We start from the raw sequence: 25350 nt of genomic DNA, 5'->3' as shown, positions 1-25350 counted from the left end.
GCGCTTGTCGCCGCCGCCGCGAACGGACCCAGCCCGAGGCCCCCCGGCGCCGCCGCGCGCCTGTGGCCAGCCACCATCTTTCTTCCAACCCTTCACATCCTCCATGGAAACCGCTCAAGCCGCCCTTTGGGTTGTCATGCTGCTGGTCGCGCTGGCGATTGCGTTCGACTTCATGAACGGCTTTCACGACGCCGCCAACTCGATCGCCACCGTCGTGTCCACCGGGGTGCTCAAGCCCACGCAGGCGGTGGTGTTCGCGGCGTTTTTCAACTTCATCGCCATCTTCATCTTTCACCTGAGCGTGGCGGCCACCGTGGGCAAGGGCATCGTGCAGCCTGGCGTGGTGGACGTGCACGTGGTGTTCGGCGCGCTGATCGGCGCCATCTCGTGGAACGTGATCACCTGGTACTACGGCATTCCCAGCAGTTCGTCGCACGCCCTGATTGGCGGCGTCGTGGGCGCGGTGATGGCCAAGTCGGGCGCCAGCGTGCTGATTGCCGGCGGCATCCTGAAGACAGTGGCATTCATCTTCATCTCGCCCCTGCTGGGCTTTCTGTTCGGTTCGCTGATGATGGTGGCCGTGGCGTGGATCTTCCGACGCGCCCGCCCCAGCAAGATCGACAAATGGTTCAGGCGACTGCAGCTGGTTTCAGCGGGCGCCTACAGCCTGGGCCACGGCGGCAACGACGCGCAAAAGACCATCGGCATCATCTGGATGCTGCTGATCGCCACCGGCTATTCGGCCGCCAGCGACACATCGCCGCCGCTGTGGGCCATCGTCTGCTGCTATGTCGCCATCGCCATGGGCACCATGTTCGGCGGCTGGCGCATCGTCAAGACGATGGGGCAGAAGATCACCAAGCTGAAGCCAGTGGGCGGCTTTTGCGCCGAGACGGGTGGCGCGATGACGCTGTTCATCGCCACGGCGCTGGGTGTGCCGGTGTCCACCACCCACACCATCACTGGCGCCATCGTGGGTGTGGGCTCCACGCAGCGTGCCAGCGCGGTGCGCTGGGGCGTGGCGGGCAACATCATCTGGGCCTGGGTGCTGACCATTCCGGCCAGCGCTTTCGTGGCTGCGGTGGCGTACTGGATCAGCCTCTGGCTGTTCTGAGGGCGGGGCCGTTCGCAGCGGGTTTCGGCCAACCCGCCCTAACGCACGGGGTTCAGACGACGGAGTGAGCCCGGCGCGGGCCTAGGCGCGAAGCTGCGGGCTTGGCACCTCTTGCGACGATATTGCCATTAGCTTCAAATTTGATAGCTGCCAGCGCTGATCCAGCGGGCGCTAGAGGCGCTGTTGACTCAAAATGAGCGGCTACTGCGAAATCTTGCGCGCCTCTTCAATCTGGTATTCAAAGTACCGCTGGAAGCTGAACGCCAGCGAGGCCATCAGCACCGCCGTGCCCACCATCAGCGCGGTGGCAATGCCGACCACGGTGAACCAGTTGGTGCGGCCGGGCAGGGCTTCAGGGTCGGCGCCGGGGTTGAACCGGGCGTTCCACTTCTCGGGCGCCATCAGGCCGTAGATGATGGCCATCAGCGCGCAGCCTGAGATGGTGAAGCCCACCAGCGGAATCAGCCACCAGCTCCACATATCGTCCTGGCCGAACTGCTGCACACGCTCGATGCCATAGAGGCCCAGGGCGGTGGGAATCGGCAGCAGCCAGCCCAGCAGGTCGCCGAAGCCGCGCAGGTAGAAGCGGTGCAGACCCAGCGGCCCACCCAGAAACGTGAGCCAGGTGGCGACGGTTTTGTTCTTTGGTTTCATACGATGGGAGGCTCGGGGTTGGGGCGTTCGGGGGGCGGCGCTGAACGCGCGATCAGGCGGACGGCGCGCCTTCAGCAGGTGGCTGCGAGGTACCTGGGCCGAGCGCTTTTTCCATCAGCACGATGTCCAGCCAGCGGTCAAACTTCCAGCCACAGCCGGTGATGACGCCCACGTCTTGAAAACCGACGGAGCGGTGCAAGCCGATGGAGCCCGCGTTGGCCGAATCGCCGATCACCGCGATCAGCTTGCGCACGCCGCGCGCCTGCGCCTGGCGCTCAAGCTCAGACAGTAGGGCGCGGCCCAGCCCTTGTCCTTGCGCTTCGGGGTGCAGGTAGATCGAATCCTCGGCCGAAAAGCGGTACGCCGCCCGAGGCTTGAACCAGTTGCAGTACGCATAGCCCAGCACGCGGCCATCGGCGCCTTCGGCCACCAGCCACGGCAGGCCGCGCGCCAGCACCTCGCGCCGTCGCTGCGCCATGTCGGCTTCGGTGGGCGGTTCGGTCTCGAATGTGCCCGTGCCGTGCAGAACGTGGTGGGCGTAGATCGCCTGCACGGCGGCGATGTCTTGTTCTTGGCTGGGGCGAATGAGTGGCATGGGGGCAATGAGGGGATCGGTACGGGGCAGCGCTGCGGCCTGTTAACCTAGGCCAAATACGCCAAACAACACGCCTTCGCCCGTCGAACTGTGGCGATTCGACCCCAAAAAAAGCGGGAAATGCAGGCGATCGGCTATGGCGGCAGCGGTTGGGGCGCAAGCGCAGCCTATAATCATAGGCTTTTCGGTGTGTCGCTGGCCGGGTGGCTATGTCGCGTGTCTCAACATCGGAAGAATCAGGCGCCCAAACCTTGGCCCCAACCCGAGGTAAACGGTGCCGACTCACCACCCACAGGATACTCAACACATCATGGTCGTTATTCGTCTCTCGCGCGGCGGCGCCAAAGCCCGTCCTTTCTACAACATCGTCGTGGCCGACAAGCGCGTTCGCCGCGATGGTCGCTTCATCGAGCGCGTGGGTTTCTACAACCCCGGCGCCGTTGGCGGTGCTGAAGGCCTGCGCGTCTCCCAAGACCGCATCGCCTACTGGACCGGCGTGGGCGCCCAGGTGTCGCCTACCGTCGCGCGCCTAATCAAGCAGGCCGCCAAAGCGGTTCCTGCAGCCGCCTGATCGGTCGATGATTCCCGGCGCGTTGGAGCCGGCCGAGCTGCCACCCGATGCGGTGGAGGTTGGCCGCGTACTGGACGCCTGGGGCATCAAGGGCTGGTTCAAAGTCCAGCCCTACAGCGCCTCACCCGAGGCGCTTTTTTCATCCAAACGCTGGTTCTTGCAGCCGCCCGACCGTGGCGCGCGGCACTTCTCCGGCACCGTCGGCCTGTCGATCAAGCAGGCGCGCGAGCACGCCGACACCGTGGTCGCCACCGCGCACGAGGTGCCCGACCGCACTGCAGCCGAAGCGCTCAAGGGCGCTCGCATTTTCATTGCACGATCGTCATTCCCCACGCCGGCTGAGGGCGAATACTACTGGGTTGATCTGATCGGCTTGGCCGTGGTCAACCGCGAAGGCGTAGCGCTGGGCGAAGTGACCGATCTCATGGCCACGGGCCCGCAGCAAGTGCTGGTGCTTGGCTACCAGGAAGAGGGCAAGTCGCTTGAGCGGCTCATCCCTTTCGTCGATGCCTTCGTGGACGACGTAGATCTGGCCGCGCGCCGCATCACCGTCGACTGGCAGCCAGACTACTGACGCGCCCCAGGCGGGGGCGTAGCCACGCGCTCAGCGCGGCGTGACCTGCACAAAGATTTCGTTGGGCTTGACCATGCCCAACTCCATGCGCGCTTTTTCCTCGACCATCCCCAGCCCCGCCTTCAGGTCTTCGACCTCCGAGCTGAGCTGATCGTTGGTGAGCTTGGCTTGCGTATTGGCCGCCAACTGCGAATCCACCTTGCGCTGCAGCGAGGTGACATTAGGCAAGCTGCCCCGCCCGACCCACAGCTGCGCATGGACGATGACCAACAGCACGATCAAAACGGCTGGAACGACGCGGTTGGACATGCGATGGGTACGGCGGGGGCAATCTAAGTTGCTATAAGTTTAATAGAACTCAGCGCAGGTTGTAAAACGCGTCGCGGCCAGGGTACACGGCCATGTCGCCCAGGTCTTCCTCGATGCGCAGCAGCTGGTTGTACTTGGCCATGCGGTCCGAGCGCGACAGCGAGCCGGTCTTGATCTGCCCGGCATTCGTGCCCACGGCGATGTCGGCAATCGTGCTGTCCTCGGTTTCGCCCGAGCGGTGGCTGATCACGGCGGTGTAGCCCGCGCGCTTGGCCATCTCGATCGCCTGGAAGGTTTCGGTCAGCGTGCCGATCTGGTTGATCTTGATCAGGATCGAGTTGCCGATGTGCTTGTCGATGCCTTCCTTCAGGATCTTGGTGTTGGTGACGAACAGGTCGTCGCCCACCAGTTGCACCTTCTGGCCCAGCTTTTCAGTCAGTAGCTTCCAGCCGTCCCAGTCGCCTTCGGCCATGCCGTCTTCGATCGAGATGATGGGGTACTTGTCGCACCAGGTGGCGAGCATGTCCGTCCATTGGTCGGCCGACAGCTTCAAGCCGCCTTCGCCCTCCAGAACGTACATTCCGTCCTTGTAGAACTCGCTGCTGGCGCAGTCCAGCGCCAAAACGATGTCTTGGCCGGCGGTGTAGCCCGCATCGCTGATGGCTTGCAGGATCAGCTGGATGGCCGCTTCGTGGTTTTCCACGCTGGGCGCAAAGCCGCCTTCGTCGCCCACGGCGGTGCTCATGCCTTTGCCGTCGATGATTTTCTTGAGCGCGTGGAACACCTCGGCGCCGTAGCGCAGCGCTTCGCGGAAGCTGGGCGCGCCCACGGGCAGGATCATGAATTCCTGCAGGTCGAGCGAGTTGTTGGCGTGCGCGCCGCCGTTGATGACGTTCATCATCGGCACGGGCAGCATGTTGCCGTTCATGCCGCCGAAGTAGCGGTACAGCGGCAGGCCGGATTCTTCCGCCGCAGCGCGCGCCACGGCCATCGACACGGCCAACATGGCGTTGGCGCCCAGGCGACTTTTGTTGTCGGTGCCGTCCAGGTCGATCAGGGTCTTGTCCAGGAAGGCCTGCTCAGAAGCGTCCAGGCCCAGCACGGCTTCGCTGATCTCGGTGTTGATGTGCTCTACCGCCTTCAGCACGCCTTTGCCGCCGTAGCGCTGTTTGTCGCCATCGCGCAGTTCAATCGCTTCGCGGCTGCCGGTGGACGCGCCCGAGGGCACGGCGGCGCGGCCCATCACGCCGGATTCAAGCAGCACGTCGCATTCGACGGTGGGGTTGCCTCGGCTGTCCAACACTTCGCGGCCAACGATGTCAACAATGGCACTCATGGTCTGGTTTCCTGGAAGTTGAAAATCTAGAAGAAAAAGGCCGCTGGCGCTGGTGCAGCAAGCGCGAGCAGCTATACAAAAAATAGCATCTATTGGCGAGCGGTGCGGCGGTTTGGCGTACCGTCAGCGTGCCCGCCCGCAGCGCGTCACATGCCTTCGACCACCACCAGCCGCATGATGGCGGCGCCTTCGCGGGCCTTGCGGGCGCGCAGGTATTCGGCCGAGTCGTAGAACGCCTTGGCGGCATCGAAGCTGGGAAACTTGGCGACCACCACGCGGTCAGGTTGCCAATCGCCTTCCATCACCTCCACTTTGCCGCCGCGCACGCAGATCTCGGCGTTGTGCACGCGAAAGGCCTCGGTAGACCACTTCTTGTATTCCTCGTACTGCTCGGGGTTGGTGACGCTGACGTTGGCAATGACATAGCCGCTGGGCATGGGGTGGGCTCCTGGGTTTTGACGGGTCGATGGGGGAAGGGTGAGGGCCGCAAGGCGCTCAGTAAGTCTGGATGCGCTCTTCGAGAAAGCCGCTTCGGCGTGCCTGCTGTTTGGTGATCTGGTCCAGCGCCATCAGGGTTTCGAGCAGCTCGCGCATGTGGCTGAGCGGCACGGCATTGGGCCCGTCGCTCAGCGCCTTGGCCGGGTTGGGGTGGGTTTCCATGAACACGCCCGCCACGCCCACGGCAATGGCGGCGCGCGCCAGCACCGGAACGAACTCGCGCTGGCCGCCGCTGCTGGTGCCTTGTCCGCCGGGCAGCTGCACGCTGTGCGTGGCGTCAAACACCACGGGCGCATCGGTCTCACGCATGATGGCCAGGCCGCGCATGTCGCTGACCAGGTTGTTGTAGCCAAAGCTGGCGCCGCGTTCGCAGGCCATGAAGTTGTCGGTGGGTAGACCTTTCTCGGCCGCGGCCGCGCGCGCCTTGTCGATCACGTTCTTCATGTCGTGCGGCGCCAGGAACTGCCCCTTCTTGATGTTCACCGGTTTGCCCGACTGCGCCACGGCGCGGATGAAGTCGGTCTGACGGCACAAAAAGGCGGGGGTTTGCAGCACGTCGACGTGCTTGGCGGCTTCGGTGATGTCTTCTTCGGTGTGCACGTCGGTCAGCACCGGCACGCCCAGCTCGCGCTTGACGTGGGCCAGGATGTCCAGCCCCTTCTCGCGGCCCGGGCCGCGAAAGCTGCTGCCCGACGACCGGTTGGCCTTGTCGAAGCTGCTCTTGAAGATGAAGGGAATGCCCAGCTCGGCCGTGATTTCCTTCAGCTGACCAGCCACGTCCAACTGCAGTTGGTCGGATTCGACCACGCAGGGGCCGGCGATCAGGAAAAACGGCTCGCGTTGGCCAACTTCAAAGCCGCACAGCTTCATGACACGGCCTTCATCAGCTTGCCAGCGGGGGCGGCAGCGGCCGATTCGGCCGGCTTGCCGCCCTCGGCCGCGTGGTGCACCAGCGCGGCCTTCACGAAGGCGTTGAACAGCGGGTGACCGTCCCAGGGCGTGCTCTTGAACTCGGGGTGGAACTGCACGCCCACGAACCAGGGGTGCACGCTTTGCGGCAGCTCGACGATTTCGGTCAGGTGCTCGCGCTGCGTGAGGGCCGAGATCACCAGCCCGCTTTCGCGCAGGCGATCCAGGTAGTTGACGTTGGCCTCATAGCGGTGGCGGTGCCGCTCGGTCACCACCGGGCCGTAGATGCTGTACGCCAGCGTGCCGGGGGCCACATCCGAGCTTTGCGCGCCCAGGCGCATGGTGCCGCCCAGGTCGGATTTCTCATTGCGCTTTTGGATGCTGCCGTCGGCGTTCTTCCATTCGGTGATCAGCGCGATGACGGGGTCTGGCGTGGCGGGGTCGAATTCGGTGCTGTTGGCTTTGGCCAAGCCGGCGACGTGCCGCGCGTATTCGATCGTGGCCACCTGCATGCCCAGGCAGATGCCGAGGTAGGGCACCTTGTGCTCGCGCGCATAGCGGGCGGTAGCAATCTTGCCTTCCACGCCGCGCACGCCAAAGCCGCCGGGCACCAAGATGGCGTCGTAGGCGGCAAGCTGGTCGACCGTGTCGGGCGTGATGGTTTCGGAATCGATGTGGTCGATAAGTACGCGGGCGTGGTTGTGCATGCCCGCGTGGCGCAGCGCCTCGTTGACCGACTTGTAGCTGTCAGACAGCTCAACGTACTTGCCCACCATGGCGATGCGCACTTCGCTCAGCGGGTGTTCCACCTCTTTGACCAGCGCGTCCCAGCGCTTCAGATTGGCGGGTGGCGTGTTCAGGCGCAGCTTGTCGCAGATCAGGCCGTCCAGGCCCTGCTCGTGCAGAAGGCGGGGCACTTTGTAGATGGTGTCTACGTCCCACAGGCTGATCACGCCCCATTCGGCCACGTTGGTGAACAGGCTGATCTTCTCGCGCTCTTCCTCGGGGATAGGGCGGTCGGCGCGGCAGAGCAGGGCGTCCGGCTGAATGCCGATCTCGCGCAGCTTTTGCACCGTGTGCTGGGTGGGCTTGGTCTTCAGCTCGCCCGCCGCCGCGATATAGGGCAGGTACGTCAGGTGCACGAACGCAGAATTGTTGGGCCCCAGCTTCAGCGCCAGCTGGCGCACGGCCTCAAGGAACGGCAGCGATTCGATATCGCCCACGGTGCCGCCGATCTCGCAGATCGCCACGTCCACCGCTTCAGCCAGGCCAATGCCGGCGCCGCGGCGCACGAATTCCTGGATCTCGTTGGTGACGTGCGGGATCACCTGCACGGTTTTGCCGAGGTAGTCGCCGCGGCGCTCTTTTTCGAGCACGCTCTTGTAGATCTGCCCGGTGGTGAAGTTGTTCGCGCGCCGCATGCGCGTGGTGATGAACCGCTCGTAGTGGCCCAGATCCAGGTCGGTTTCGGCGCCGTCGTCGGTCACGAAAACCTCGCCGTGCTGGAACGGCGACATGGTGCCCGGATCCACGTTCAGATACGGGTCGAGCTTGATCAGGGTAACTTTGAGACCGCGCGATTCAAGAAGTGCGGCCAAGGAGGCTGAGGCGATCCCTTTGCCCAGGGAAGACACCACACCACCGGTGACGAAAACGAATTTGGTCATTTCGCTAACGGACAGCGCAAGGTGTCCGCCGGGTGGGAAATTCCGATTGTAGCGAAGCGCAAGCGACGCCGGCCCGCCATCGGCTTGCCCGCGCGGTCAACCCGGCCCTGCTGGGGGTGCTCTGCTACATTGCGCGCGATGAACGATCCTGCACACACCAATGAGTTGGCCGGGCGGCACATTTTGCTTGGCCTGACGGGCGGCGCGGCTTGTTACAAGGCGGCCGAACTGTGCCGGCTTTTCATCAAATCTGGCGCCACCGTGCAGGTGGTGATGACCGAAGCGGCCTGCCAGTTCATCACGCCCGTGGCGATGCAGGCGCTGTCCGGGCGGCCGGTGTTCGTGTCGCAATGGGACGCGCGCGCCGACAACAACATGGCGCACATCAACCTCAGCCGCGAGGCCGACGCCATGGTCATTTCGCCCACCAGCGCCGACTTCATTGCGCAGCTGGCACAGGGCCGCGCGGCGGATCTGCTGTCGCTGATGTGCCTGGCGCGGCCCATTGGGCGCGTGCCGCTGCTGCTGGCCCCGGCGATGAACCGCGAGATGTGGGCCCACCCGGCTACGCAGCGCAACTTGACGCAGGTGGCTGCCGACGGCGCCTTCGTGCTGGGCGTGGCGCGCGGCGATCAGGCTTGCGGTGAATTTGGCGATGGCCGCATGCTGGAAGCGGCCGAAATCCTGGAAGAAGTGATTGCCTATCTGGCGCCCAAATCGCTGGAAGGCGAGCGCGTGGTGGTCACGGCCGGCCCCACTTTCGAGGCGATAGACCCGGTGCGCGGTATCACCAATCTGTCCAGCGGCAAGATGGGTTTTGCCATCGCCCGCGCCGCGCGCGAGGCCGGTGCCGACGTCACCCTGATCGCCGGGCCGGTGCATCTGCCCACGCCGCGCGGGGTGCAGCGCATCAACGTTGATTCGGCATTGAATATGCGCTCAGCGGCCGTGCAGAGTGCGCAGGAAGCTAGTATTTTTATAGCGACTGCCGCCGTGGCCGACTGGCGCCCGGCAGTAGCGGCAGAGCACAAGATCAAGAAGGACGGCTCTGGCCAGGTGCCGCAGATGGCGTTTGTCGAGAACCCCGACATCCTGGCCGAAGTAGCGCATTCGCCGCGCGCCGTGGCGGGCGAGCTGTACTGCGTGGGCTTTGCCGCCGAGAGCGAGAACCTGCAGGCCAACGCGCAGGCCAAGCGCGTGCGCAAGGGTGTGCCTTTGCTGGTGGCCAACCTCGGCCCCGCCACGTTTGGCAAGGATGACAACGCGCTGCTGCTGGTCGACGACGAGGGCGTTACCGAGTTGCCGCGCGCCAGCAAACGCAGCTTGGCCCAGCAACTGGTGGCCGAGATCGCGCGCCGTGTGAAGGGCACTGATGTGAAGGAATTGGAATGAAGCTGGATGTCCGCATTCTGGATGAGCGCTTGCGCGAGCAGATGCCCGCCTACGCCACGCCGGGCAGCGCCGGTCTGGATTTGCGCGCGTGTCTGGCCGCACCGTTGACCCTGGCGCCCAACGCTTGGCATCTGGTGCCGACGGGCATGGCCATTCACCTGGGTGACCCGGGCTATGCGGCGCTGATCCTGCCGCGCTCGGGCCTGGGGCATAAGCACGGCATCGTGCTGGGCAATCTGGTGGGCCTGATCGACAGCGATTACCAGGGCCAACTGATGGTCAGTGCCTGGAACCGCAGCGACACCGCCTTCACCATTGAGCCGATGGAGCGCATCGCGCAGTTGGTGATCGTGCCTGTGGTGCAGGCCGAGTTCCGCATCGTCGAAGCGTTTCCGCCTACCGAGCGCGGTGTGGGCGGGTACGGCTCGACGGGGCGCGGCTAAGGCGCTGCGCGGGGCCACGGCTGTAGGCCGATTCTTATAGCCGCCAGGCGCGCCTGCTTACGTGGGGTAGGGCTTCGTGAACGTGTTCTTACACGTCGTTTGTGGGCCCAATGGGGTTCTGATGCGTTAGTCACTCAGGCAGCCGAGCCACCAAGTTCTGGCCTGACCGGTTTCCTTTAGAACACTTCGGAGAAATTCTTATGCCTATCCCAACCCGCTTGCTTTCATCCATCGGTGCCGTGGGCGCCGCCGTAGCGATGGCAGCGTGCTCCACATCGCCTCAGCCGGTTTACCCGCAGGGCGGCGGCTATCCACAGGGCGGTTACCCGTCGGGCGGCTATCCGCAGCAAGGGCAGGGCAATTACGCGCAGTTTGGTCGCGTGACCAACGTGGAATACCTGCGCGGCGGGCAATCGCAAGGCGTTGCGGGTGCCGTGGTCGGTGGTGCGGTGGGCGGCTTGGCCGGTCACCAGATCGGTGGTGGCTCCGGCCGTACGGCAGCCACGGTGCTGGGCGTGGTGGGCGGTGCGCTGATTGGGCGCGCCATCGAACAGAATACAAACCGCGGCGGCCAAGACTTCTACCGCGTGACTGTGCAAATGGACAACGGTGGCGTGCGCACGTTTGATTACGGCCAAGCGCCCGACGTGCGCATTGGCGAGCGTGTCCGCGCCGACGGCAACCAGTTGTTCCGTTGATGCGCTGGCCCGCGCTGGCGCGGGCTTGCAGCAAAAAGGGCACCTTGAAGGTGCCCTTTTTGCTGCTGATCGGGTTGCCGTCAGTGCAACTGGTCGTTGCCTGGCGCCATAGGCTGAAGGCGGAAAAAGCCTGAGCCTACCGTTCCGCTTTCGACTTCTTCCTCGGTCGCTTCGCGCACGGCCACCACCTTCAAGTCCAGCCGCAACGCAATGCCTGCCAGTGGGTGGTTGCCGTCCAGCACAGCGTGCTCGGGGTACAGCTCAGTGATGGTCAGCAGCGCGTCGGCCGCAGCGCCTTCCACCGTCTCCTTGGGCAGAGCGCTGGCTTCGACCAGCATGCCTTCTTCCACGGATTCGGGCAGTGTGGAGCGCGGCGCCAGGTAAACGAGCGTTTCGTCGTAGTCGCCGAAAGCGTCTTCCGGCTCGAGGTTGAGGTGCATTTCAGCGCCCGGCTCGTGGCCTTGCAGGGCGCGGTCGATCGCGGGCAGCAGGTCGCCACCGCCCACCAGAAACTCGACCGGCTCGTCCAGTTCATCGAGAGTTTCGCCCAGGCTGTCTTTGAGCTTCCAGGTCAGCGCGACCACGCAAGGGGTGTGAATTTCCATCGCGCCATTGTCGCATCGCAGAAAAACGCGCGCGCGACTTGCGTATGCTTTCGGCTATGGATGTGAACCAACCTCTGACCTTGCTGGGCGGCCTGACTGCGGCCCAGTTCATGAAGCGCCACTGGCAGAAGAAGCCGCTGCTGGTTCGGCAGGCGATTCCTGGCCTCAAGCCGCTGCTGTCGCGGTCCGAGCTTTTTGCGCTGGCGTCGCAGGATGGCGTGGAATCGCGCCTGATTGCGCGCACCGATGAATGGACTTTCCGCAAAGGCCCGCTGACAAGACGCGCGCTGCCCCCGCTGACGCAACCCGACTGGACGCTGTTGGTGCAAGGCGTGGATCTGCATGACGAGCGCGTTCACGCCTTGCTGCAGCAGTTTCGCTTCGTGCCCGACGCGCGGCTGGACGACGTCATGATCAGTTACGCCAGCCCCGGCGGAGGGGTCGGTCCGCATTTCGACAGCTACGACGTGTTTCTCATCCAGGTTCATGGGCAACGTCGCTGGCGTATCGGGCAGCAGAAAGATCTGAGCCTGGTGGAAGGGCTGCCGCTCAAGATCCTTTCCAACTTCACGCCGCAGGAAGAGTACGTGCTCGATCCTGGCGACATGCTGTATCTGCCGCCGCGCTGGGCGCACGACGGGGTGGCCGTGGGCGAGTGCATGACGTACTCGGTCGGTTTTCGCCAGCCTTCGCGGGGCGAAGTGGCGCGAGAGCTTCTGGAGCGTCTGGCCGAAGAGGCCACGGATATGGTGGGCGATGCGCCGTACCGCGACCCTGGTCAAGCGGCGACGACCAATCCTGCCGAGGTGCCCGCCGCGATGCGCGATTTCGCGCGAGATGCGCTGTCACGCGCGCTGCAAGATCCTGACCTCTTGGCCATGCTGATGGGCGAATGGCTGACCGAGCCCAAGCCCGACGTGTGGTTTGAGCCCGCAGCGCAGGGCGTTCACGCCAACACGGGCGTCAGCCTCGACCGCCGCACGCGCATGATGTACGACGAGCACCATGTCTTCATCAATGGCGAGGGTTTCGCTGCGTCAGGGCGAGACGCGCAGGCAATGCGTCTGCTGGCCGACCAGCGGGCCCTGGATCAGCGTGCAGTGCAAAAACTCAGCCATGCCGCCCAGGAGTTGCTGGCCCAATGGATAGAAGCAGGTTGGGTGCACCGTGCAGAATGACGTGCCCGAATCCGCGCCGCCTGGCCGTTTTGCCGGCCGCGAGGCGTTTCGCGAGTCGATCCGCCAAGCCATCTTCGCGGCTGCTGAGCAGCGCTGGCGCGAGATGGTTTTCAGTGACGTCGATTTCCAGGACTGGCCGCTGAACGAGCGCCCGGTCGTTGAAGCGCTGGGCGCCTGGGTGCGCGGCGACAGCCGCCTGCTGATGCTGGGCAAGCGTTACGACTTGGTGGTGCGTACGCAACCGCTGTTCACCGAATGGCGCCGCTTCTGGTCGCACAAGATCGAGTGCAGGCAGGTGACGCAGGCGGATCCGCAGGATTTGCCCAGCGCACTCTGGTCGACCAATTGGATCGTTCAGCGCATGGATCTGGTGCGCAGCGGGGGCATCAGCGGCCCCGAGCCCGAACGCCGTGTGGTGTTGCGCGAGTCGATTGATGAATGGGTAAGGCGCAGCGCCAGTGGCTTTCCCGCCACGACGCTGGGTTTGTGAGACTTTGTTTATCCGTGGCGCGGGTGCATCAGGGTTTGTAGCAATTGCAGCGCCGGTCGCTATAATCGCAGGTTGAGCGAGAGTCGGCGCAGGCTCGTTTCTCGCTTTTTGATCGGTCGGGGCGCCCCAGTTTTCTGCTTATTTCAGCGTCCTGAAACCTTCTGGATAACTATTCCGATTTTTTTGAGGACTTTTGAAATGAATAAATCGCTCGTTCTGGCCGCCCTGATCGCCGCTGCTGCTCTGGCCGCTTGCGGCAAAAAAGAAGAGGCAGCACCTGCTCCTGCCGCTGAAGCGCCTGCTGCCGTTGCATCGGCTGCCGATTCTGCTGCCAGCGCCGCTGACGCTGCTGCCAGCGCTGCCAATTCGGCTGCTACGTCCGCTGCTGCCGCTGCTGACACCGCCGCTTCTGCTGCTGGTACCGCCGTTGGCAACGCTGCCGACGCCGCTGGCGCCGCTGCTGCTGCCGCTACGAGCGCTGCCGCCAGCGCCGCTGCCGATGCAGCCCACGCTGCTGCCAGCGCTGCCTCCAAGTAAGCAGGTTCGGCCTGTTCAGCGACGGGTGACCGTCGGGCGCGGGCCGCATGCTTCACTGAGAAAAGCCACCTTCGGGTGGCTTTTTTGTTGCCGGGCGTTTTTGCGCCAACGCCTGGCGGATTGGTCGCAGTCCCAGTCGCAGTCGCCCCCGCGGAGCTTGGGCGAAGCAGGGCGATGGTTTCGTGTCTGGCGCGAGCAGGTGACCGGCTGAGTGCGCTCAAAAAGACCGCCGCATCGGCCGCCGTCAAACCGTCAGCCAACCCTCGGCCATGCCGTGCCGCTCGGCCACCAGCACGTCTTTGGGCGCGCAATTGAGCGCGCTGGCCAACGCCGATCGGGCCAGCATGGGCAAGTTGTTGCGTTCGCTGAGATGGGCAGCCACCAGGGTCGTGAGTGCGTCGTGGTTCAGGTACGCCAACGCGGCAGCGGCCTGATCGTTGCTCAGGTGGCCGTGTTCGCCGCCCACGCGCCGCTTCAGAAACGGCGGGTAGCGCGATGCGGCCAGCATGGCCGGGTCGTGATTGGCTTCCAGCATGAGTGCATGGCAGCGCGCCAGCTGCCGCAGCACATAGGGTGTGACGTGCCCCAGATCCGTCAGGATGCCCAGGTCGCGCGCGCCATCCGTGCAGCGAAGCTGCAGTGGCTCGCGCGCATCATGCGGCACGGTGAAGGGGCGGATCTGCAGCGCGCCGATCGCCAGCATCTGCCCGTCCCGCGCGATGTTCGCGGGCCCTTCGTAGCCCGCGTCGCGCAGGGCTTGCGCGGTGCCCGCGCTGGTCCACAGCGCTGCGCGGTGACGCTGCGCCAGCAGCGGCGCGCTGCCAACGTGGTCGCCATGCTCGTGGGTGATGAAGACGGCGTCGACGTCGTCGGCGCTCAGGTCGCAGCGCGCCAGCGCAGCCTGTAGCTGCCGCCAGCCCAGGCCGCAATCGATCAGCACCCGGGTGCGTTGCATTCCCTCGGTGGCCTCGACCAGCGTGGCGTTGCCAGCGCTGCCGCTGGCCAGACTGCGAAAGCGCAGCACCGCAGGGGCCGCGCCGCGTTTACTTCAGTTCGTCCGCCAGCACGCGCATGATGCGCTGCGAGTCGGCCAGCGGGGCAGGGCCGCCATTGCCGTCTTGCAGCGAGACGACGCTGGCCGTACCGCTGCCGCGCACCACCACCCGGTACTTCGTCGTGGGCAGCTGCTTGCTGGCGCTGCCGAAGAGCTTGCCGAAGAAGCCGGGCTCTTTCTTCTCGACGTTGGGTTCGACGTAGCGCACGAAGTACGTGCCCTGGCTGCGGTCGCGGTCTTCCACGGTGAAGCCGGTGCGATCCAGTGCCAGGCCCACGCGGCGCCAAGCGCGGTCAAAGTCTTCGTTGACCTGCACGGCGGGCTGGCCGCCGACGGTGGCCAGGGCCGCCGTCTTGGGCGCTGCGGCCGTGGTGCTGGTGGCGGCGCTGCCGCCGCTGGCGATCATGGCCTTGGACTGCTCTTGCGAAACGCCCAGGCGCACCATGAGGCGGCGCAGGAATTCGGCTTCCAGCTCGGGATCGCGCGGGCGCGGTTGCCAGATGGTGCTGTCTTTGGCGGCCGAGCTGAACACCTCTTCCATGCCACGGTGCGTGACGTAGATGTCGGTGCCGCCGTCGGCGGTGCGCTCCAGGCGCGTGCGGAAGCGGTCGCGCTCGCCGGTGGAGTAGAGCGAGTCGAACACTTTGCCGACCGTGTTGCGGATGAAATCCTGCGGAATCTTGGCGCGGTTTTCGGCCCAGTCGGTTTCCATGATGCCGGTGTTGGCCTGGTCGGTGGCGAGCAGGAAGCCGTTTTCCAGCCAGAAGTCGCGCACGGGGCTCCACAGCTTGTCGGGCGAACGGCTGACGTGCAGCCAGCGCTCAGTGCCGTCGCGCTTGTACTGCACGTCGGCAATGGTGTTGGCCGCTGCCTGGGTGCCGGTGGATTGCGTGGCGGCCTGGCCTGCCTGGTAGCCACTGGCGGTCACTGCGCCGCCGGAGACGCTGTAGCGCGACTGGCCGGGAAGCTGGGTCAGATCGGGGGGCACTTCCAGCGACACGCCGCGGCCCGCGGTTTTGTAGTCGATCTTGTCGGGCTCCAGCACCGAGCAGGCGCTGAGGGCCATCACGGCCGCGGCGCCCATCAGGGCCAGAGGAAAACGGCTATCAGCGACTTTCACGTGTGCGATCCTTTGAAGGGAAATCGGGTTCTGGCGCAGGTGGCACCTGCGCTGTCAGCTATCAATATCAGAGTAAACCGGCGTTTTGCAAGGCCTGCTCGACCACGGCCTCGTTGGCCTTGGCCAGCGGTGTCATGGGCAGTCGCATCGTCGGGCCGCAAAGGCCCATGCGCGCCATGGCCCATTTGACGGGGATGGGGTTGGCCTCCACGAACAGCTGTTTGTGCACCGGCATCAGCTTGAACTGGATTTCCATGGCCTTCTGGCGGTCGCCTGCGATGGCGGCCACGCACAGCTCGTGCATCAGGCGCGGCGCCACGTTGCCGGTGACGCTGATGTTGCCCTGGCCGCCGCAGAGCATCAGCGCCACGGCGGTGGGGTCGTCACCGGAATACACGGCAAAGTCTTTCGGCGTCTCGCGGATGAGCCACTGCGCGCGCTCGATGTTGCCGGTGGCTTCCTTCACGCCGAAGATGCCGGGCACCTGCGCCAGCCGCAGCACGGTCTCGGGCAGCATATCGGCCACGGTGCGGCCCGGCACGTTGTACAGCACCATGGGCAGGTCGCCCACGGCTTCGGCGATGGCCTTGAAGTGCTGGTACTGGCCCTCTTGCGTGGGCTTGTTGTAGTAGGGCACCACCTGCAGCTGGCAATCGGCGCCCACCTGCTTGGCAAAGCGCGCCAGCTCGATCGCCTCGGCGGTAGAGTTGGCGCCGCAACCGGCCAGGATGGGCACGCGGCCCTTGGCCTGCTCGACCGCGACGCGGATGATCTCCTGGTGCTCCTGCACGTTCACCGTGGGCGATTCGCCCGTGGTGCCGACCACGCTGACGCAGTCCGTGCCTTCGGCAACATGCCAGTCGATCAGCTTTCGCAGCGTGGGGTAGTCCACGCTGCCGTCTTCGAACATGGGGGTGACCAGCGCAACGATGCTGCCAGTTAGGGATTTCATAGCTACCGTGAAATTCAGCGGAAAACACGCATTTTAGTGTGCGCCCGCGTGGGCAGGGCACGACAGCGGGCGCGAGGACTGGGCTTTAAGCCTCAGTTCAGTGGATAACGCTCGACCACCGGCTCTGGTGCACCCGGTGGGCCGGATGGCGCCGGTGCGCGGCGCACGGCCGCGATGCGCTGCACGAAGCGGTCGGGGCCGGCCAGAAAACCGTCTTCGTAGGCCACCACGCGCCAGTCGGGGCCGCTGCACCAGTGCAGCAATTCGCCCGGCTGCAGCAGGAAGTCGGGGCGCGAAGGCTTACCCACGGTCTGGTTGCCAGCGGCGAAGGTTTCGTAGATCAGCACGCCGCCCTCGGCCACGCTGGCGAGCACCTGCGGCATCAGCGGGCGCCACAGGTAGTTGGTGACCACCACACCGCCAAAGCGCCGCCCGGGCAGGGGCCAGCTGCCCGCTTCGATGTCGGCCAGCACGGCTTCGCCCACGTTCTGCACCACGGCGATGGCGGCAGGGTCGCGATCCACGCCGGTCATGCGAAAACCCTGCTCGGCCAGCCAGCGCATGTGCCGCCCTTGGCCGCAGGCCAGATCCAGCACGCTGGCGCGTGGCGCGATCAGCGGAGCGAAGCGGCGCACCCAGGGTGAGGGCGGTGCGCTGTTGTGAGGGTGAACATCCGGCATGGCAGGGCAGTGGTGGACTATCAAAAATATAGCTGGTGGCGCAGGTGCAGCGGGCGCCAGTCGCTGGTTTTGTTCATGAAACTTTAAGCGCCAACCAGATGACGGACTGTATTTGCATACAGCGTACCACGGCGCGCTGAGTAGAATGCGAGGTTATGGCCAAATCGACTACGACCCCGGCTTCGGGCTATTCCGAGGGTTCGATCCGCGTTCTCAAAGGGCTGGAGCCCGTCAAGCAGCGCCCGGGTATGTACACCCGCACCGACAACCCGCTGCACGTCATCCAAGAAGTGATCGACAACGCCGCGGACGAGGCGCTGGCGGGCTTCGGCAAGAAATTCAAAGTCACGCTGCACGCCGATGGCTCGGTCAGCGTGGAAGACGATGGGCGCGGCATTCCCTTCGGCATGCACCCCGAAGAAAAGGCGCCGGTGCTGGAACTGGTCTACACCCGCCTGCACGCGGGCGGCAAGTTCGACAAGGGATCGGGCGGCGCCTACAGCTTCTCGGGCGGCCTGCACGGCGTGGGGGTCAGTGTGACCAACGCATTGGCCAAGCGCCTGGAAGTCACCAGCCACCGCGAAGGCCAGGTGGCGGCCATGGCGTTTTCGGGCGGCGACGTCGTCGACAAGCTGGCGCTGCGCCCGCAGGGCGATGGCGACCGCAAGCAGGGCACCACCGTGCGCGTGTGGCCCGATGCCAAGTACTTCGAATCGGCCGCACTGCCACTGGGCGAGCTGGTGCACCTGCTGCGCAGCAAGGCGGTGCTGATGCCGGGCGTCACCGTGCAGCTGGTGGACGAGAAGAAAAAGGAAACGCAAAGCTGGCAATACAAGGGCGGCCTGCGCGACTACCTGGAGCAAACGCTGACCGCCGACGCGGTGATCCCGATCTTCGAAGGCGAGGGCTACGCCGGCAAAGACGCCGACAGCTTTGCCGAAGGCGAGGGCGCCCAGTGGGCCGTGGCCTTCACAGAAGACGGCCACCCCGTGCGCGAAAGCTACGTCAACCTGATTCCCACCAGCGCGGGCGGCACGCACGACAGCGGTTTGCGCGAAGGGCTGTTCCAGGCCGTCAAGAGCTTCATCGAGCTGCACGCGCTGCTGCCCAAGGGCGTCAAACTGATGCCGGAAGACGTGTTTGCGCGCGCCAGCTATGTGCTGAGCGCCAAGGTGCTCGATCCGCAGTTCCAGGGCCAGATCAAAGAGCGGCTGAATTCGCGCGACGCGGTGCGCCTAGTGTCGGGCTATGTGCGCCCCGCGCTGGAGCTGTGGCTCAACGAGCACGTGGACTACGGCAAGCGCCTGGCCGAGCTGGCCATCAAGGCGGCGCAGACCCGCCAGCGCGCCGGCCAGAAGGTGGAAAAGCGCAAGGGCAGCGGCGTGGCCGTGTTGCCGGGCAAGCTGACCGACTGCGAAAGCCGCGACATCGCGCACAACGAGGTCTTTTTGGTTGAGGGCGATTCCGCCGGCGGCAGCGCCAAGATGGGCCGCGACAAAGAGACGCAAGCCGTGTTGCCCCTGCGCGGCAAAGTGCTGAACACCTGGGAGGTGGACCGCGATCTGCTGTTCAAGAACACCGAGATCCACGATATTTCGGTGGCCATCGGCGTTGACCCGCACGGCCCGGCCGATACGCCGGACTTGTCCGGCCTGCGCTACGGCAAGATCTGCGTGCTTTCAGATGCGGACGTGGACGGCTCGCACATCCAGGTGCTGCTGCTCACGCTGTTCTTCCGTCACTTCCCCAAGCTGATCGAGACGGGGCACGTGTTCGTGGCGCGCCCGCCGCTGTTTCGGGTCGATGCGCCGGCGCGTGGCAAAAAGCCCGCCGCCAAGATGTACGCGCTGGACGAGGCCGAGCTGGCGTCCATCCTCGACAAGCTGCGCAAGGACGGCGTGCCTGAAGGAAAATGGGCCATCAGCCGGTTCAAGGGGCTGGGCGAGATGAACGCGGAACATTTGTGGGAAACCACGCTCAATCCCGACACCCGGCGCCTGATGCCGGTGCAACTCGGCCGCTTCGACTTCCTTGAAACCGCGGCCGAAATGACCAAACTCATGGGCAAGGGTGAAGCCGCCGCGCGGCGCGAGCTCATGGAACTGCACGGCGATGCCGTCGAAATCGATATCTGAGCGGCCGGTCACACCAGCCGCACACCGCAAACTTGCCTATGACTAAGCCGCCGTTGCGCTTTGGCGCGCGCCGGGCGCCCACCTGGCTGGCGCCCGCGCTGGCCTGCCTGCTGGCGCTGGGCCACGCGCCCGCCCGCGCCGATTTGTGGAGCCACGTCGATGAACAGGGCGTGACCCATTTCGCCGCCGAGCAGATCGACGAGCGCTATCAGCTGTACTACAAGGGCGCCGACGTCTCCCGGCTGAGCCTGACGGCCGAGACCCGGCTGGCCAACCCCGGCGCGGCGCAGCGGGGCGGCGCCGTGGGCTTGCGCGCGTCGGCCGGCAGCGGCGACCCGGCCTTCAAGATGCCGCAGCGCTTTGCGGCCATCGACGATTCCCGCGGCTACAAGGCCGTGCAAAAGCACCTGCGCGAGGCAGCCAAGCAGCATTCGGTGGATTACGAGCTGCTCAAGGCCGTGGTGGCCGCCGAATCGGGCTTTGACCCGACGGCGGTGTCGCCCAAGGGCGCCGTGGGCCTCATGCAGCTGCTGCCCACCACGGCCACGCAGTACGGCGTGGTGGCCGACAAGGGCGGCCGCAAAGACCGCAAGGGCCACCCCATCGCCGCGCAAACCGTCGAGCAAAAGCTGACCGACCCGCGCACCAACATCTTCGCCGGGGCGCGCTACCTGTCGTACCTGCTCAAGCTGTTCAAGGGCGAGACCTCGCTGGCCGTGGCCGCCTACAACGCGGGCGAAGGCGCTGTGCAGCGCGCGGGCAACAAGATTCCCAATTTCAAGGAAACGCAGGGCTACGTGCGCACGGTCATGGGCTTGTACGGCGTTTTCAAACCCGCCCAGGAGGGCGTGCGGGTGGCCGCTGGCGATGCTGCGGCCAATGCCATCCCCGGCGGCGTAGCTTCGGTGGCCCGCGCCCTGGGCAAGGCCAGTGGGCGCGTGCGCGTCGAGCTGGAGCCGGGCGGCGGCGCCAAGCCCCGCGCCGCTGGCGCTGCGCCAGTGGCCGTACTTGGCCCGTCTGGCCCCGCGGATGCTGCGGCGACAAGCAGCGACTCGCCCTGGGCACCGTTGGCTTACACACCGCCGCCGGCGGGCCTTTCGCCGGGCGAATAGTCTTTTTTCTTTGTGGTTCTCTGAATGAACGATCAAACGGTCCTCGATCTGACCGGGGCCAACGACGGGCCCGGTGACGACCTGGCCTTGGCCACCTACGCGCAACGCGCCTACCTCGAATACGCTTTGTCTGTGGTCAAGGGGCGGGCGCTGCCCGACGTGGCCGATGGGCAAAAGCCGGTGCAGCGCCGCATCCTGTACGTCATGGACCAGATGGGCCTGGGCTACGGCGGCGCGGGCGGCAACACGGCGGCCTCGCCCGTCAAAAGCGCCCGCGTGGTGGGTGACGTGCTGGGCAAGTTCCACCCTCACGGTGACACAGCGGCGTACGACGCGCTGGTGCGCATGGCGCAGGATTTTTCCCTGCGCTACCCGCTGGTGGACGGGCAGGGCAACTTCGGCAGCCGCGACGGCGATGGCGCCGCCGCCATGCGCTACACCGAGGTGCGCCTGGCCAAGATCACCCGCCTGCTGCTCGAGGAAATCGAGCAGGGCACGGTGGACTTCGTGCCCAACTACGACGGCCGCCAGGAAGAGCCGCGCCAGCTGCCGGCGCGGCTGCCGTTCGTGCTGCTGAACGGCGCCAGCGGCATTGCCGTGGGTATGGCGTGCGAGATTCCCAGCCACAACCTGCGCGAGATCGCCGATGCCTGCGTGGCCCTGGTCAAGAACGCCAACCTGGGCGACGACGAGCTGTTCGGCCTGCTGCCCGGGCCGGATTACCCCGGCGGCGGCCAGATCATCAGCCCCGCCACCGACATCCACGACGCCTACCGCACCGGCCGCGGCAGCCTGAAAGTGCGTGCGCGCTGGAAGATCGAAGACCTGGCGCGCGGCCAGTGGCAACTGGTGGTGACCGAGCTGCCGCCCGGCGTCAGCACCCAGCGCGTGCTGGAAGAGATCGAGGAAATCACCAACCCCAAGGTCAAGAACGGCAAGAAGGCGCTGACGCAGGACCAGAACCAGCTCAAGGCCACCGTGCTGGCCGTGCTGGACGAGGTGCGTGACGAATCCAGCAAGGATGCGGCCGTGCGCATCGTGTTCGAGCCCAAGAGCCGCACCGTCAGCCAGGACGACCTGGCGCGCACGCTGCTGGCGCACACCAGCCTGGAAACCTCGGCCTCGATCAACCTGACCTGCGTCGGCCTGGACGGCCGGCCCACGCAGAAGTCGCTGCGCGATCTGCTGACCGAGTGGATCGCCTTCCGCCAGACCACCATCACCCGCCGCAGCCAGCACCGCCTGCAGAAGGTGCTGGACCGCATCCACATCCTCGAAGGGCGGCAGCTGGTGCTGCTGAACATCGACGAGGTGATCGCCATCATCCGCGAAAGCGACGAGCCCAAGGCCGCACTGATCGCCCGCTTCAAGCTGACCGACCGGCAGGCCGACGACATCCTGGACATCCGCCTGCGCCAGCTGGCCCGGCTGGAAGCCATCAAGATCGAGCAGGAGCTGGCCGAGCTGCGCAAAGAGCAGGGCAGCCTGGAAGACATCCTGAACAGCCCCGCCAGCCTGCGCCGCCTGATGGTCAAGGAGATCGAGGGCGACGCCAAGCAGTTTGCCGACGAGCGCCGCACGCTGATCCAGGCCGAGAAAAAAGCCGTGGTCGAGGTGAAGGTGGTGGACGAGCCCGTCACCGTCGTCATCAGCGAAAAAGGCTGGGTGCGCGCGCGCCAGGGCCACGGGCACGACGCGGCGGCCTTCGCCTTCAAGGCGGGCGACGGGCTGTACGGCACGTTTGAATGCCGCACGGTTGACAACCTGCTGGTCTTCGGCACAGCGCAGAACGGCGTCGGCCGCGTGTACACGGTGCCGGTGGCCAACCTGCCAGGCGCGCGCGGCGACGGCCAGCCCGTCACCACGCTGATCGAGCTGGAAGCGGGCAGCCACCCGCAGCACTACTTTGCGGGGCCGGAGGGCGCCACGCTGCTGCTGTCGGGCTCTGGCGGCTACGGATTTCTGGCGCGCGTGGAGCACATGCTGAGCCGCCAGCGCGGTGGCAAGGCGTTCATCACCGTGGGCGAGGGCGAGCAGATCTGCAGGCCATCCCTGGCGGCGTGGGATTCCAAGGGAAATAACCCGCCAGCGCCCGAGCAGTCTGCGCAGGCAGCTATGCAATCCGTAGCGGCTACGCATGTGGCCTGCGCGTCGACCGGCGGGCGCATCCTCACTTTCGAGATCGGCGAACTCAAGCTGATGGAAAAAGGCGGGCGCGGCCTGACGCTGATCGACCTGGACGACAAAGACCGGCTGGCGGGCGCCGCGGCCTACACGCGCAGCGTGCGCATCAGCGGCATCGGCAGGGGCGGCAAGGCGCGCGATGAAACGCTGGAAATCCACAGCCTGAACAACGCCCGCAGCACCCGGGGGCGCAAAGGCAAGGCGGCCGACTTGGGCTTCAAGCCCAACGACGTGCAGCGGGTGCTGTGATGGGCGGCCAGCTGTCGCCCATCGGCCTGCTGCTGATGCTGGTGGGCGCCGCCATCAGTTTTGCGCTGGGCCGCTACCTGTCGCGCGGCTGGCGCGCCAAGCGGCAGCAAAAGCAGCAGGCCGCCAAGCTGGCCAGCGAAACGCGCCAGCAGCGCCGCGCCCGGGAGCGGCGCGAGCGCAAGTGAGCACCGTAAGGCGGTAGCCGCGCTGAGTCGCGCGCTGACACGTGCACGGGCATGGCGATAGGCCTCGCCATGGCTTGGCTTGCCGCTGGGCGGCTGATTGTTCGATCAGCCCCGAATCGAGAAATACTGCACGCGCGTGTTGTCTTGAAGCACTCGGCTTTGTGACGATTTGATACGCCTGCCCATATGATCGGCGCGCCCAAAGGCAGAGGGTGCGCGCCCTGATCGGGTGCCGAATAACCTCCTGGCGCCCGTACCACGGTCGCTGGCAGCTATCGAATCTGAAGTGAATCCCGTGACCTCAACGTTTCAAGCCCGCCGCGCTGCAGATGGCGTGGTGGCCGGCGCGCCCCACGCCTGCGATGACTTTCCTGCAAGCAGCCCGGCCAGCGCGCAACCCACCTTGCCTTCAGCCCGCGCGGCGTTGCTGCGCCGACTGAGCGCCGCCGTCGCCCTGTCGCTGATGGGCGCGGCCATGGCGCAAACGGCGCCCGCGCCGGCCGCCCCAACGCCTGCTTGCGACAAGCCGGTGTACCTGAGTTTTCGCACCGGCTCGATGGAGGTGGCCCCGTTGGTGGCCGTGGTGTTGAAGCGGCACAAGGTGCGCGCCACGTTCTTTGCGTCGGCCGACCCGACGCCCCAGGGCGGCGATGCGCTGGACAGCACCTGGGCGCCCTGGTGGAAGGCGCGTGGCGATGAAGGGCACGCCTTCGCGTCGCAAACGCGCGATGAGGTGCTTTGGCTGGGCGACGTGCGCGGCAAGCCGCCGGGGTTCCTGGTGCGCCCGCAATTGGGCGCCTTCGCGGGGCGCACCTTTACCTGGAGCGCGGCCAAGTACTGCGAAAACATCGACGTAACGGCCGACCGGCTGGCACATATCACCGGCGTGAATGCGATGGCGGCCTTCCGTGCGCCCGGCGACCGCGTCTCGCCCGCGCTGGTGGCGGCGGCCAAGACGTGCGGCTTTCGGCATGTGCCGACGGTGCCGGTGGCTTTCCTGGCCGAAGGGGCAAACGCCCCGCGGTCGCCCACCGACAAGCAGGTCGCGCAAACCGTGGCCCGCGTGAGGCCCGGCGACGTGCTTTTGGCGCACCTGGGCGTGTGGTCGCGCGAAGTGCCGCAGGTGCCGGTAGGGCTGGAGCCGCTCATCACCGGCCTGCAAGCGCAGGGCTTTTGCTTTCGCACCTTGAGAGAGCACCCCGTGTACGGCTCGGCGGGTTCTTAAGTTTGATTTCGAACCCAATCGGCCTCTAGCGCTCTACCAGCCTGCGCTGGCAGCTATGAAAATTAGAGTAACCCCGATGCGCGCGGTGTCACGCGTGAGGTGAAAGACCCGGCACTTCGACCTCGGTGCTAGTGAGGCGCAGCAGGGAACGCAGGCCGATCAACCCAGCAACTCATCGCCTTGAAGTAGCGTGGCGCCTGCACTGCGCCCGCAGTGCTCCCGGGGCCTGCGCGCACCGGGGCACGAATCGCGTAGCCGCGACGTCAAGCACTTGGCCGCAGCTGCCTTACCTGCCCGAAGGCGCAGGGCAATCCGGTTCCTTCACCACCGGGCAGACGGCGAATGCTTCGGGCCGCACCACGCCCTTGGCGGCGCGAAAGCCGTCCAGGCACCGGTAGGCGGCGCCGTAGCGGTCCCACTGCGCGGCGCAACTCTGGTTGCCACTGGGCGCCGCCGCAACGGGGCGGCGGGGCTGGGGCGCGGATGCGGCTGGAGACGAGGCAGGCGCGCCCGGCACCTTGGCCAACTGCTGCTCGTACTGGCTCATCAAGTCGCGCGCCTTGGCTTGTTCGGCGGGCGTGAGCGGCGGCACCTTGGCGATTTCGGTGACGTTGGCGCGCGCGCTGGATGGCGGCGGCGCGTCGCTGAAATGCACCACGCCGCGTTCGTCCACCCAGCGCTTGATCGTCGGCGCGGGTGGCTTGGCTGGGGCGCTGGCGGCGGAAGCGGGCGCCGCCGTGGGTGCAGGCGTCGGCGCTGCAGTTTGCGCCCAGGCCACCGGCGCCGCCGCCAGCGCGGTGAAGGCGGCCAAACGCGCCAGGCGCCAAGGATTCATGCGAGCGACTGTGCGCGCCCATGCAGCGCGCTTAGGCGAAGGGGCTGCC

The 25350-nt window shown here is 66.0% G+C and carries 27 protein-coding genes; 14 read left to right on the top strand and 13 right to left on the bottom strand.

All coding sequences use genetic code 11. From position 1 onward, the window contains the following. Positions 1-103 precede the first annotated feature (103 nt). A complete protein-coding gene (locus C6570_RS12560; protein WP_106703520.1) occupies positions 104-1114 on the top strand; it encodes an inorganic phosphate transporter in 1011 nt (336 codons plus the stop codon). 201 nt (positions 1115-1315) lie between these two features. Here C6570_RS12560 and C6570_RS12555 read toward each other — a convergent pair whose 3' ends face one another. Beyond that, positions 1316-1768 (bottom strand): TM2 domain-containing protein, encoded by a 453-nt coding sequence (locus tag C6570_RS12555; protein ID WP_106703519.1) that lies wholly within the window; start codon positions 1766-1768, stop codon positions 1316-1318. 52 nt (positions 1769-1820) lie between these two features. After that, positions 1821-2363, bottom strand: a complete 543-nt coding sequence (locus tag C6570_RS12550; protein WP_106703518.1) for a GNAT family N-acetyltransferase — start codon at positions 2361-2363, stop codon at positions 1821-1823. Positions 2364-2673: 310 nt separating this feature from the next. Between C6570_RS12550 and rpsP the strand changes: the two genes are divergently transcribed. After that, the gene (gene rpsP / locus C6570_RS12545) at positions 2674-2934 is read left to right on the top strand and encodes a 30S ribosomal protein S16 (RefSeq protein ID WP_106703517.1); all 261 of its coding nucleotides are present in this window, start codon (positions 2674-2676) and stop codon (positions 2932-2934) included. A gap of 7 nt (positions 2935-2941) precedes the next feature. Then, positions 2942-3508 carry a ribosome maturation factor RimM gene (gene rimM / locus C6570_RS12540; protein ID WP_106703516.1) on the top strand — a complete coding sequence of 189 codons (567 nt, stop codon included), beginning with the start codon at positions 2942-2944 and terminating at the stop codon, positions 3506-3508. Between the two features lie 30 nt (positions 3509-3538). Here rimM and C6570_RS12535 read toward each other — a convergent pair whose 3' ends face one another. The 5 genes from C6570_RS12535 to C6570_RS12515 all read right to left on the bottom strand — a co-directional run bounded on the left by C6570_RS12535 (position 3539) and on the right by C6570_RS12515 (position 8227). Continuing rightward, complete coding sequence (locus C6570_RS12535) at positions 3539-3817, bottom strand: septum formation initiator family protein (RefSeq protein WP_106703515.1); 279 nt, start codon at positions 3815-3817, stop codon at positions 3539-3541. A gap of 49 nt (positions 3818-3866) precedes the next feature. Continuing rightward, positions 3867-5153 carry a phosphopyruvate hydratase gene (eno, locus tag C6570_RS12530; protein WP_106703514.1) on the bottom strand — a complete coding sequence of 429 codons (1287 nt, stop codon included), beginning with the start codon at positions 5151-5153 and terminating at the stop codon, positions 3867-3869. Positions 5154-5299: 146 nt separating this feature from the next. Beyond that, entirely contained in the window at positions 5300-5590 is a 291-nt protein-coding gene (locus C6570_RS12525; RefSeq protein ID WP_106703513.1) for a DUF1330 domain-containing protein, read from the bottom strand. Between the two features lie 58 nt (positions 5591-5648). Further along, complete coding sequence (gene kdsA, locus C6570_RS12520) at positions 5649-6521, bottom strand: 3-deoxy-8-phosphooctulonate synthase (protein WP_106703512.1); 873 nt, start codon at positions 6519-6521, stop codon at positions 5649-5651. Beyond that, on the bottom strand, positions 6518-8227 hold the full coding sequence (locus tag C6570_RS12515; protein ID WP_106703511.1) for a CTP synthase: 1710 nt from the start codon (positions 8225-8227) through the stop codon (positions 6518-6520). Before C6570_RS12515 ends, kdsA begins: the two co-directional genes overlap by 4 nt. A gap of 138 nt (positions 8228-8365) precedes the next feature. Between C6570_RS12515 and coaBC the strand changes: the two genes are divergently transcribed. From coaBC to C6570_RS12500, 3 genes are all read left to right on the top strand, one after another. Continuing rightward, on the top strand, positions 8366-9619 hold the full coding sequence (coaBC, locus tag C6570_RS12510) for a bifunctional phosphopantothenoylcysteine decarboxylase/phosphopantothenate--cysteine ligase CoaBC (protein ID WP_106703510.1): 1254 nt from the start codon (positions 8366-8368) through the stop codon (positions 9617-9619). Then, positions 9616-10062, top strand: a complete 447-nt coding sequence (gene dut, locus C6570_RS12505; protein ID WP_106703509.1) for a dUTP diphosphatase — start codon at positions 9616-9618, stop codon at positions 10060-10062. The genes coaBC and dut overlap by 4 nt, the downstream gene beginning before the upstream one ends. A gap of 200 nt (positions 10063-10262) precedes the next feature. Then, positions 10263-10760 carry an outer membrane lipoprotein gene (locus tag C6570_RS12500; protein WP_106703508.1) on the top strand — a complete coding sequence of 166 codons (498 nt, stop codon included), beginning with the start codon at positions 10263-10265 and terminating at the stop codon, positions 10758-10760. An 80-nt stretch (positions 10761-10840) separates the two neighbouring features. On the opposite strand, the gene C6570_RS12495 is transcribed toward C6570_RS12500, so the two are convergent. Further along, the gene (locus C6570_RS12495; RefSeq protein ID WP_106703507.1) at positions 10841-11365 is read right to left on the bottom strand and encodes an FKBP-type peptidyl-prolyl cis-trans isomerase; all 525 of its coding nucleotides are present in this window, start codon (positions 11363-11365) and stop codon (positions 10841-10843) included. 56 nt (positions 11366-11421) lie between these two features. Here C6570_RS12495 and C6570_RS12490 point away from each other — a divergent pair, with 56 nt between their 5' ends. The 3 genes from C6570_RS12490 (at position 11422) to C6570_RS12480 (ending at position 13570) form a co-directional block, all read left to right on the top strand. Then, positions 11422-12543 (top strand): cupin domain-containing protein, encoded by a 1122-nt coding sequence (locus C6570_RS12490; protein WP_106703506.1) that lies wholly within the window; start codon positions 11422-11424, stop codon positions 12541-12543. Further along, on the top strand, positions 12533-13033 hold the full coding sequence (locus C6570_RS12485; protein ID WP_211297597.1) for a hypothetical protein: 501 nt from the start codon (positions 12533-12535) through the stop codon (positions 13031-13033). Before C6570_RS12490 ends, C6570_RS12485 begins: the two co-directional genes overlap by 11 nt. Positions 13034-13105: 72 nt before the next feature. Next, positions 13106-13570 carry a hypothetical protein gene (locus tag C6570_RS12480; RefSeq protein WP_245896186.1) on the top strand — a complete coding sequence of 155 codons (465 nt, stop codon included), beginning with the start codon at positions 13106-13108 and terminating at the stop codon, positions 13568-13570. A gap of 244 nt (positions 13571-13814) precedes the next feature. Here C6570_RS12480 and C6570_RS12475 read toward each other — a convergent pair whose 3' ends face one another. The 4 genes from C6570_RS12475 to C6570_RS12460 form a co-directional block, all read right to left on the bottom strand. Beyond that, a complete protein-coding gene (locus C6570_RS12475; protein WP_106703504.1) occupies positions 13815-14594 on the bottom strand; it encodes an MBL fold metallo-hydrolase in 780 nt (259 codons plus the stop codon). A gap of 19 nt (positions 14595-14613) precedes the next feature. Further along, positions 14614-15708, bottom strand: a complete 1095-nt coding sequence (gene bamC / locus C6570_RS12470) for an outer membrane protein assembly factor BamC (protein ID WP_106703503.1) — start codon at positions 15706-15708, stop codon at positions 14614-14616. A 103-nt stretch (positions 15709-15811) separates the two neighbouring features. Beyond that, complete coding sequence (dapA, locus tag C6570_RS12465; RefSeq protein WP_106703502.1) at positions 15812-16696, bottom strand: 4-hydroxy-tetrahydrodipicolinate synthase; 885 nt, start codon at positions 16694-16696, stop codon at positions 15812-15814. 92 nt (positions 16697-16788) lie between these two features. After that, positions 16789-17376, bottom strand: a complete 588-nt coding sequence (locus C6570_RS12460) for a class I SAM-dependent methyltransferase (protein WP_106703501.1) — start codon at positions 17374-17376, stop codon at positions 16789-16791. 155 nt (positions 17377-17531) lie between these two features. Between C6570_RS12460 and C6570_RS12455 the strand changes: the two genes are divergently transcribed. The 5 genes from C6570_RS12455 to C6570_RS12435 all read left to right on the top strand — a co-directional run bounded on the left by C6570_RS12455 (position 17532) and on the right by C6570_RS12435 (position 24466). After that, complete coding sequence (locus C6570_RS12455; RefSeq protein ID WP_106703500.1) at positions 17532-19511, top strand: DNA topoisomerase IV subunit B; 1980 nt, start codon at positions 17532-17534, stop codon at positions 19509-19511. 38 nt (positions 19512-19549) lie between these two features. Continuing rightward, entirely contained in the window at positions 19550-20623 is a 1074-nt protein-coding gene (locus C6570_RS12450; protein ID WP_106703499.1) for a lytic transglycosylase domain-containing protein, read from the top strand. A 24-nt stretch (positions 20624-20647) separates the two neighbouring features. After that, positions 20648-23056, top strand: a complete 2409-nt coding sequence (gene parC / locus C6570_RS12445) for a DNA topoisomerase IV subunit A (RefSeq protein WP_106703498.1) — start codon at positions 20648-20650, stop codon at positions 23054-23056. Further along, entirely contained in the window at positions 23056-23241 is a 186-nt protein-coding gene (locus C6570_RS12440) for a hypothetical protein (RefSeq protein ID WP_106703497.1), read from the top strand. The genes parC and C6570_RS12440 overlap by 1 nt, the downstream gene beginning before the upstream one ends. 463 nt (positions 23242-23704) lie before the next feature. Further along, entirely contained in the window at positions 23705-24466 is a 762-nt protein-coding gene (locus C6570_RS12435; protein ID WP_106704677.1) for a polysaccharide deacetylase family protein, read from the top strand. Between the two features lie 286 nt (positions 24467-24752). Here C6570_RS12435 and C6570_RS12430 read toward each other — a convergent pair whose 3' ends face one another. Then, positions 24753-25301, bottom strand: a complete 549-nt coding sequence (locus C6570_RS12430) for a DUF4124 domain-containing protein (RefSeq protein WP_211297596.1) — start codon at positions 25299-25301, stop codon at positions 24753-24755. Positions 25302-25350: the final 49 nt, after the last annotated feature.

Source organism: Ottowia oryzae (genome assembly GCF_003008535.1).
In the GTDB taxonomy this organism is placed as follows: domain Bacteria; phylum Pseudomonadota; class Gammaproteobacteria; order Burkholderiales; family Burkholderiaceae_C; genus Ottowia; species Ottowia oryzae.
This window is presented reverse-complemented; position numbering and strand designations above follow the sequence as displayed.

What these genes read in the sequence shown, in the direction of transcription:
- rpsP (WP_106703517.1), top strand. Translation starts at nt 2,674, where the DNA reads ATGGTCGTTATTCGTCTCTCGCGCGGCGGCGCCAAAGCCCGTCCTTTC.
- C6570_RS12460 (WP_106703501.1), bottom strand. Translation starts at nt 17,376, where the DNA reads ATGCCGGATGTTCACCCTCACAACAGCGCACCGCCCTCACCCTGGGTG.
- dapA (WP_106703502.1), bottom strand. Translation starts at nt 16,696, where the DNA reads ATGAAATCCCTAACTGGCAGCATCGTTGCGCTGGTCACCCCCATGTTC.
- C6570_RS12495 (WP_106703507.1), bottom strand. Translation starts at nt 11,365, where the DNA reads ATGGAAATTCACACCCCTTGCGTGGTCGCGCTGACCTGGAAGCTCAAA.
- C6570_RS12535 (WP_106703515.1), bottom strand. Translation starts at nt 3,817, where the DNA reads ATGTCCAACCGCGTCGTTCCAGCCGTTTTGATCGTGCTGTTGGTCATC.
- dut (WP_106703509.1), top strand. Translation starts at nt 9,616, where the DNA reads ATGAAGCTGGATGTCCGCATTCTGGATGAGCGCTTGCGCGAGCAGATG.
- C6570_RS12440 (WP_106703497.1), top strand. Translation starts at nt 23,056, where the DNA reads ATGGGCGGCCAGCTGTCGCCCATCGGCCTGCTGCTGATGCTGGTGGGC.
- C6570_RS12435 (WP_106704677.1), top strand. Translation starts at nt 23,705, where the DNA reads ATGGGCGCGGCCATGGCGCAAACGGCGCCCGCGCCGGCCGCCCCAACG.
- rimM (WP_106703516.1), top strand. Translation starts at nt 2,942, where the DNA reads ATGATTCCCGGCGCGTTGGAGCCGGCCGAGCTGCCACCCGATGCGGTG.
- bamC (WP_106703503.1), bottom strand. Translation starts at nt 15,708, where the DNA reads ATGGGCGCCGCGGCCGTGATGGCCCTCAGCGCCTGCTCGGTGCTGGAG.
- C6570_RS12560 (WP_106703520.1), top strand. Translation starts at nt 104, where the DNA reads ATGGAAACCGCTCAAGCCGCCCTTTGGGTTGTCATGCTGCTGGTCGCG.
- C6570_RS12550 (WP_106703518.1), bottom strand. Translation starts at nt 2,363, where the DNA reads ATGCCACTCATTCGCCCCAGCCAAGAACAAGACATCGCCGCCGTGCAG.
- eno (WP_106703514.1), bottom strand. Translation starts at nt 5,153, where the DNA reads ATGAGTGCCATTGTTGACATCGTTGGCCGCGAAGTGTTGGACAGCCGA.
- C6570_RS12430 (WP_211297596.1), bottom strand. Translation starts at nt 25,301, where the DNA reads ATGAATCCTTGGCGCCTGGCGCGTTTGGCCGCCTTCACCGCGCTGGCG.
- parC (WP_106703498.1), top strand. Translation starts at nt 20,648, where the DNA reads ATGAACGATCAAACGGTCCTCGATCTGACCGGGGCCAACGACGGGCCC.
- C6570_RS12515 (WP_106703511.1), bottom strand. Translation starts at nt 8,227, where the DNA reads ATGACCAAATTCGTTTTCGTCACCGGTGGTGTGGTGTCTTCCCTGGGC.
- C6570_RS12525 (WP_106703513.1), bottom strand. Translation starts at nt 5,590, where the DNA reads ATGCCCAGCGGCTATGTCATTGCCAACGTCAGCGTCACCAACCCCGAG.
- C6570_RS12555 (WP_106703519.1), bottom strand. Translation starts at nt 1,768, where the DNA reads ATGAAACCAAAGAACAAAACCGTCGCCACCTGGCTCACGTTTCTGGGT.
- C6570_RS12450 (WP_106703499.1), top strand. Translation starts at nt 19,550, where the DNA reads ATGACTAAGCCGCCGTTGCGCTTTGGCGCGCGCCGGGCGCCCACCTGG.
- coaBC (WP_106703510.1), top strand. Translation starts at nt 8,366, where the DNA reads ATGAACGATCCTGCACACACCAATGAGTTGGCCGGGCGGCACATTTTG.
- kdsA (WP_106703512.1), bottom strand. Translation starts at nt 6,521, where the DNA reads ATGAAGCTGTGCGGCTTTGAAGTTGGCCAACGCGAGCCGTTTTTCCTG.
- C6570_RS12500 (WP_106703508.1), top strand. Translation starts at nt 10,263, where the DNA reads ATGCCTATCCCAACCCGCTTGCTTTCATCCATCGGTGCCGTGGGCGCC.
- C6570_RS12455 (WP_106703500.1), top strand. Translation starts at nt 17,532, where the DNA reads ATGGCCAAATCGACTACGACCCCGGCTTCGGGCTATTCCGAGGGTTCG.
- C6570_RS12490 (WP_106703506.1), top strand. Translation starts at nt 11,422, where the DNA reads ATGGATGTGAACCAACCTCTGACCTTGCTGGGCGGCCTGACTGCGGCC.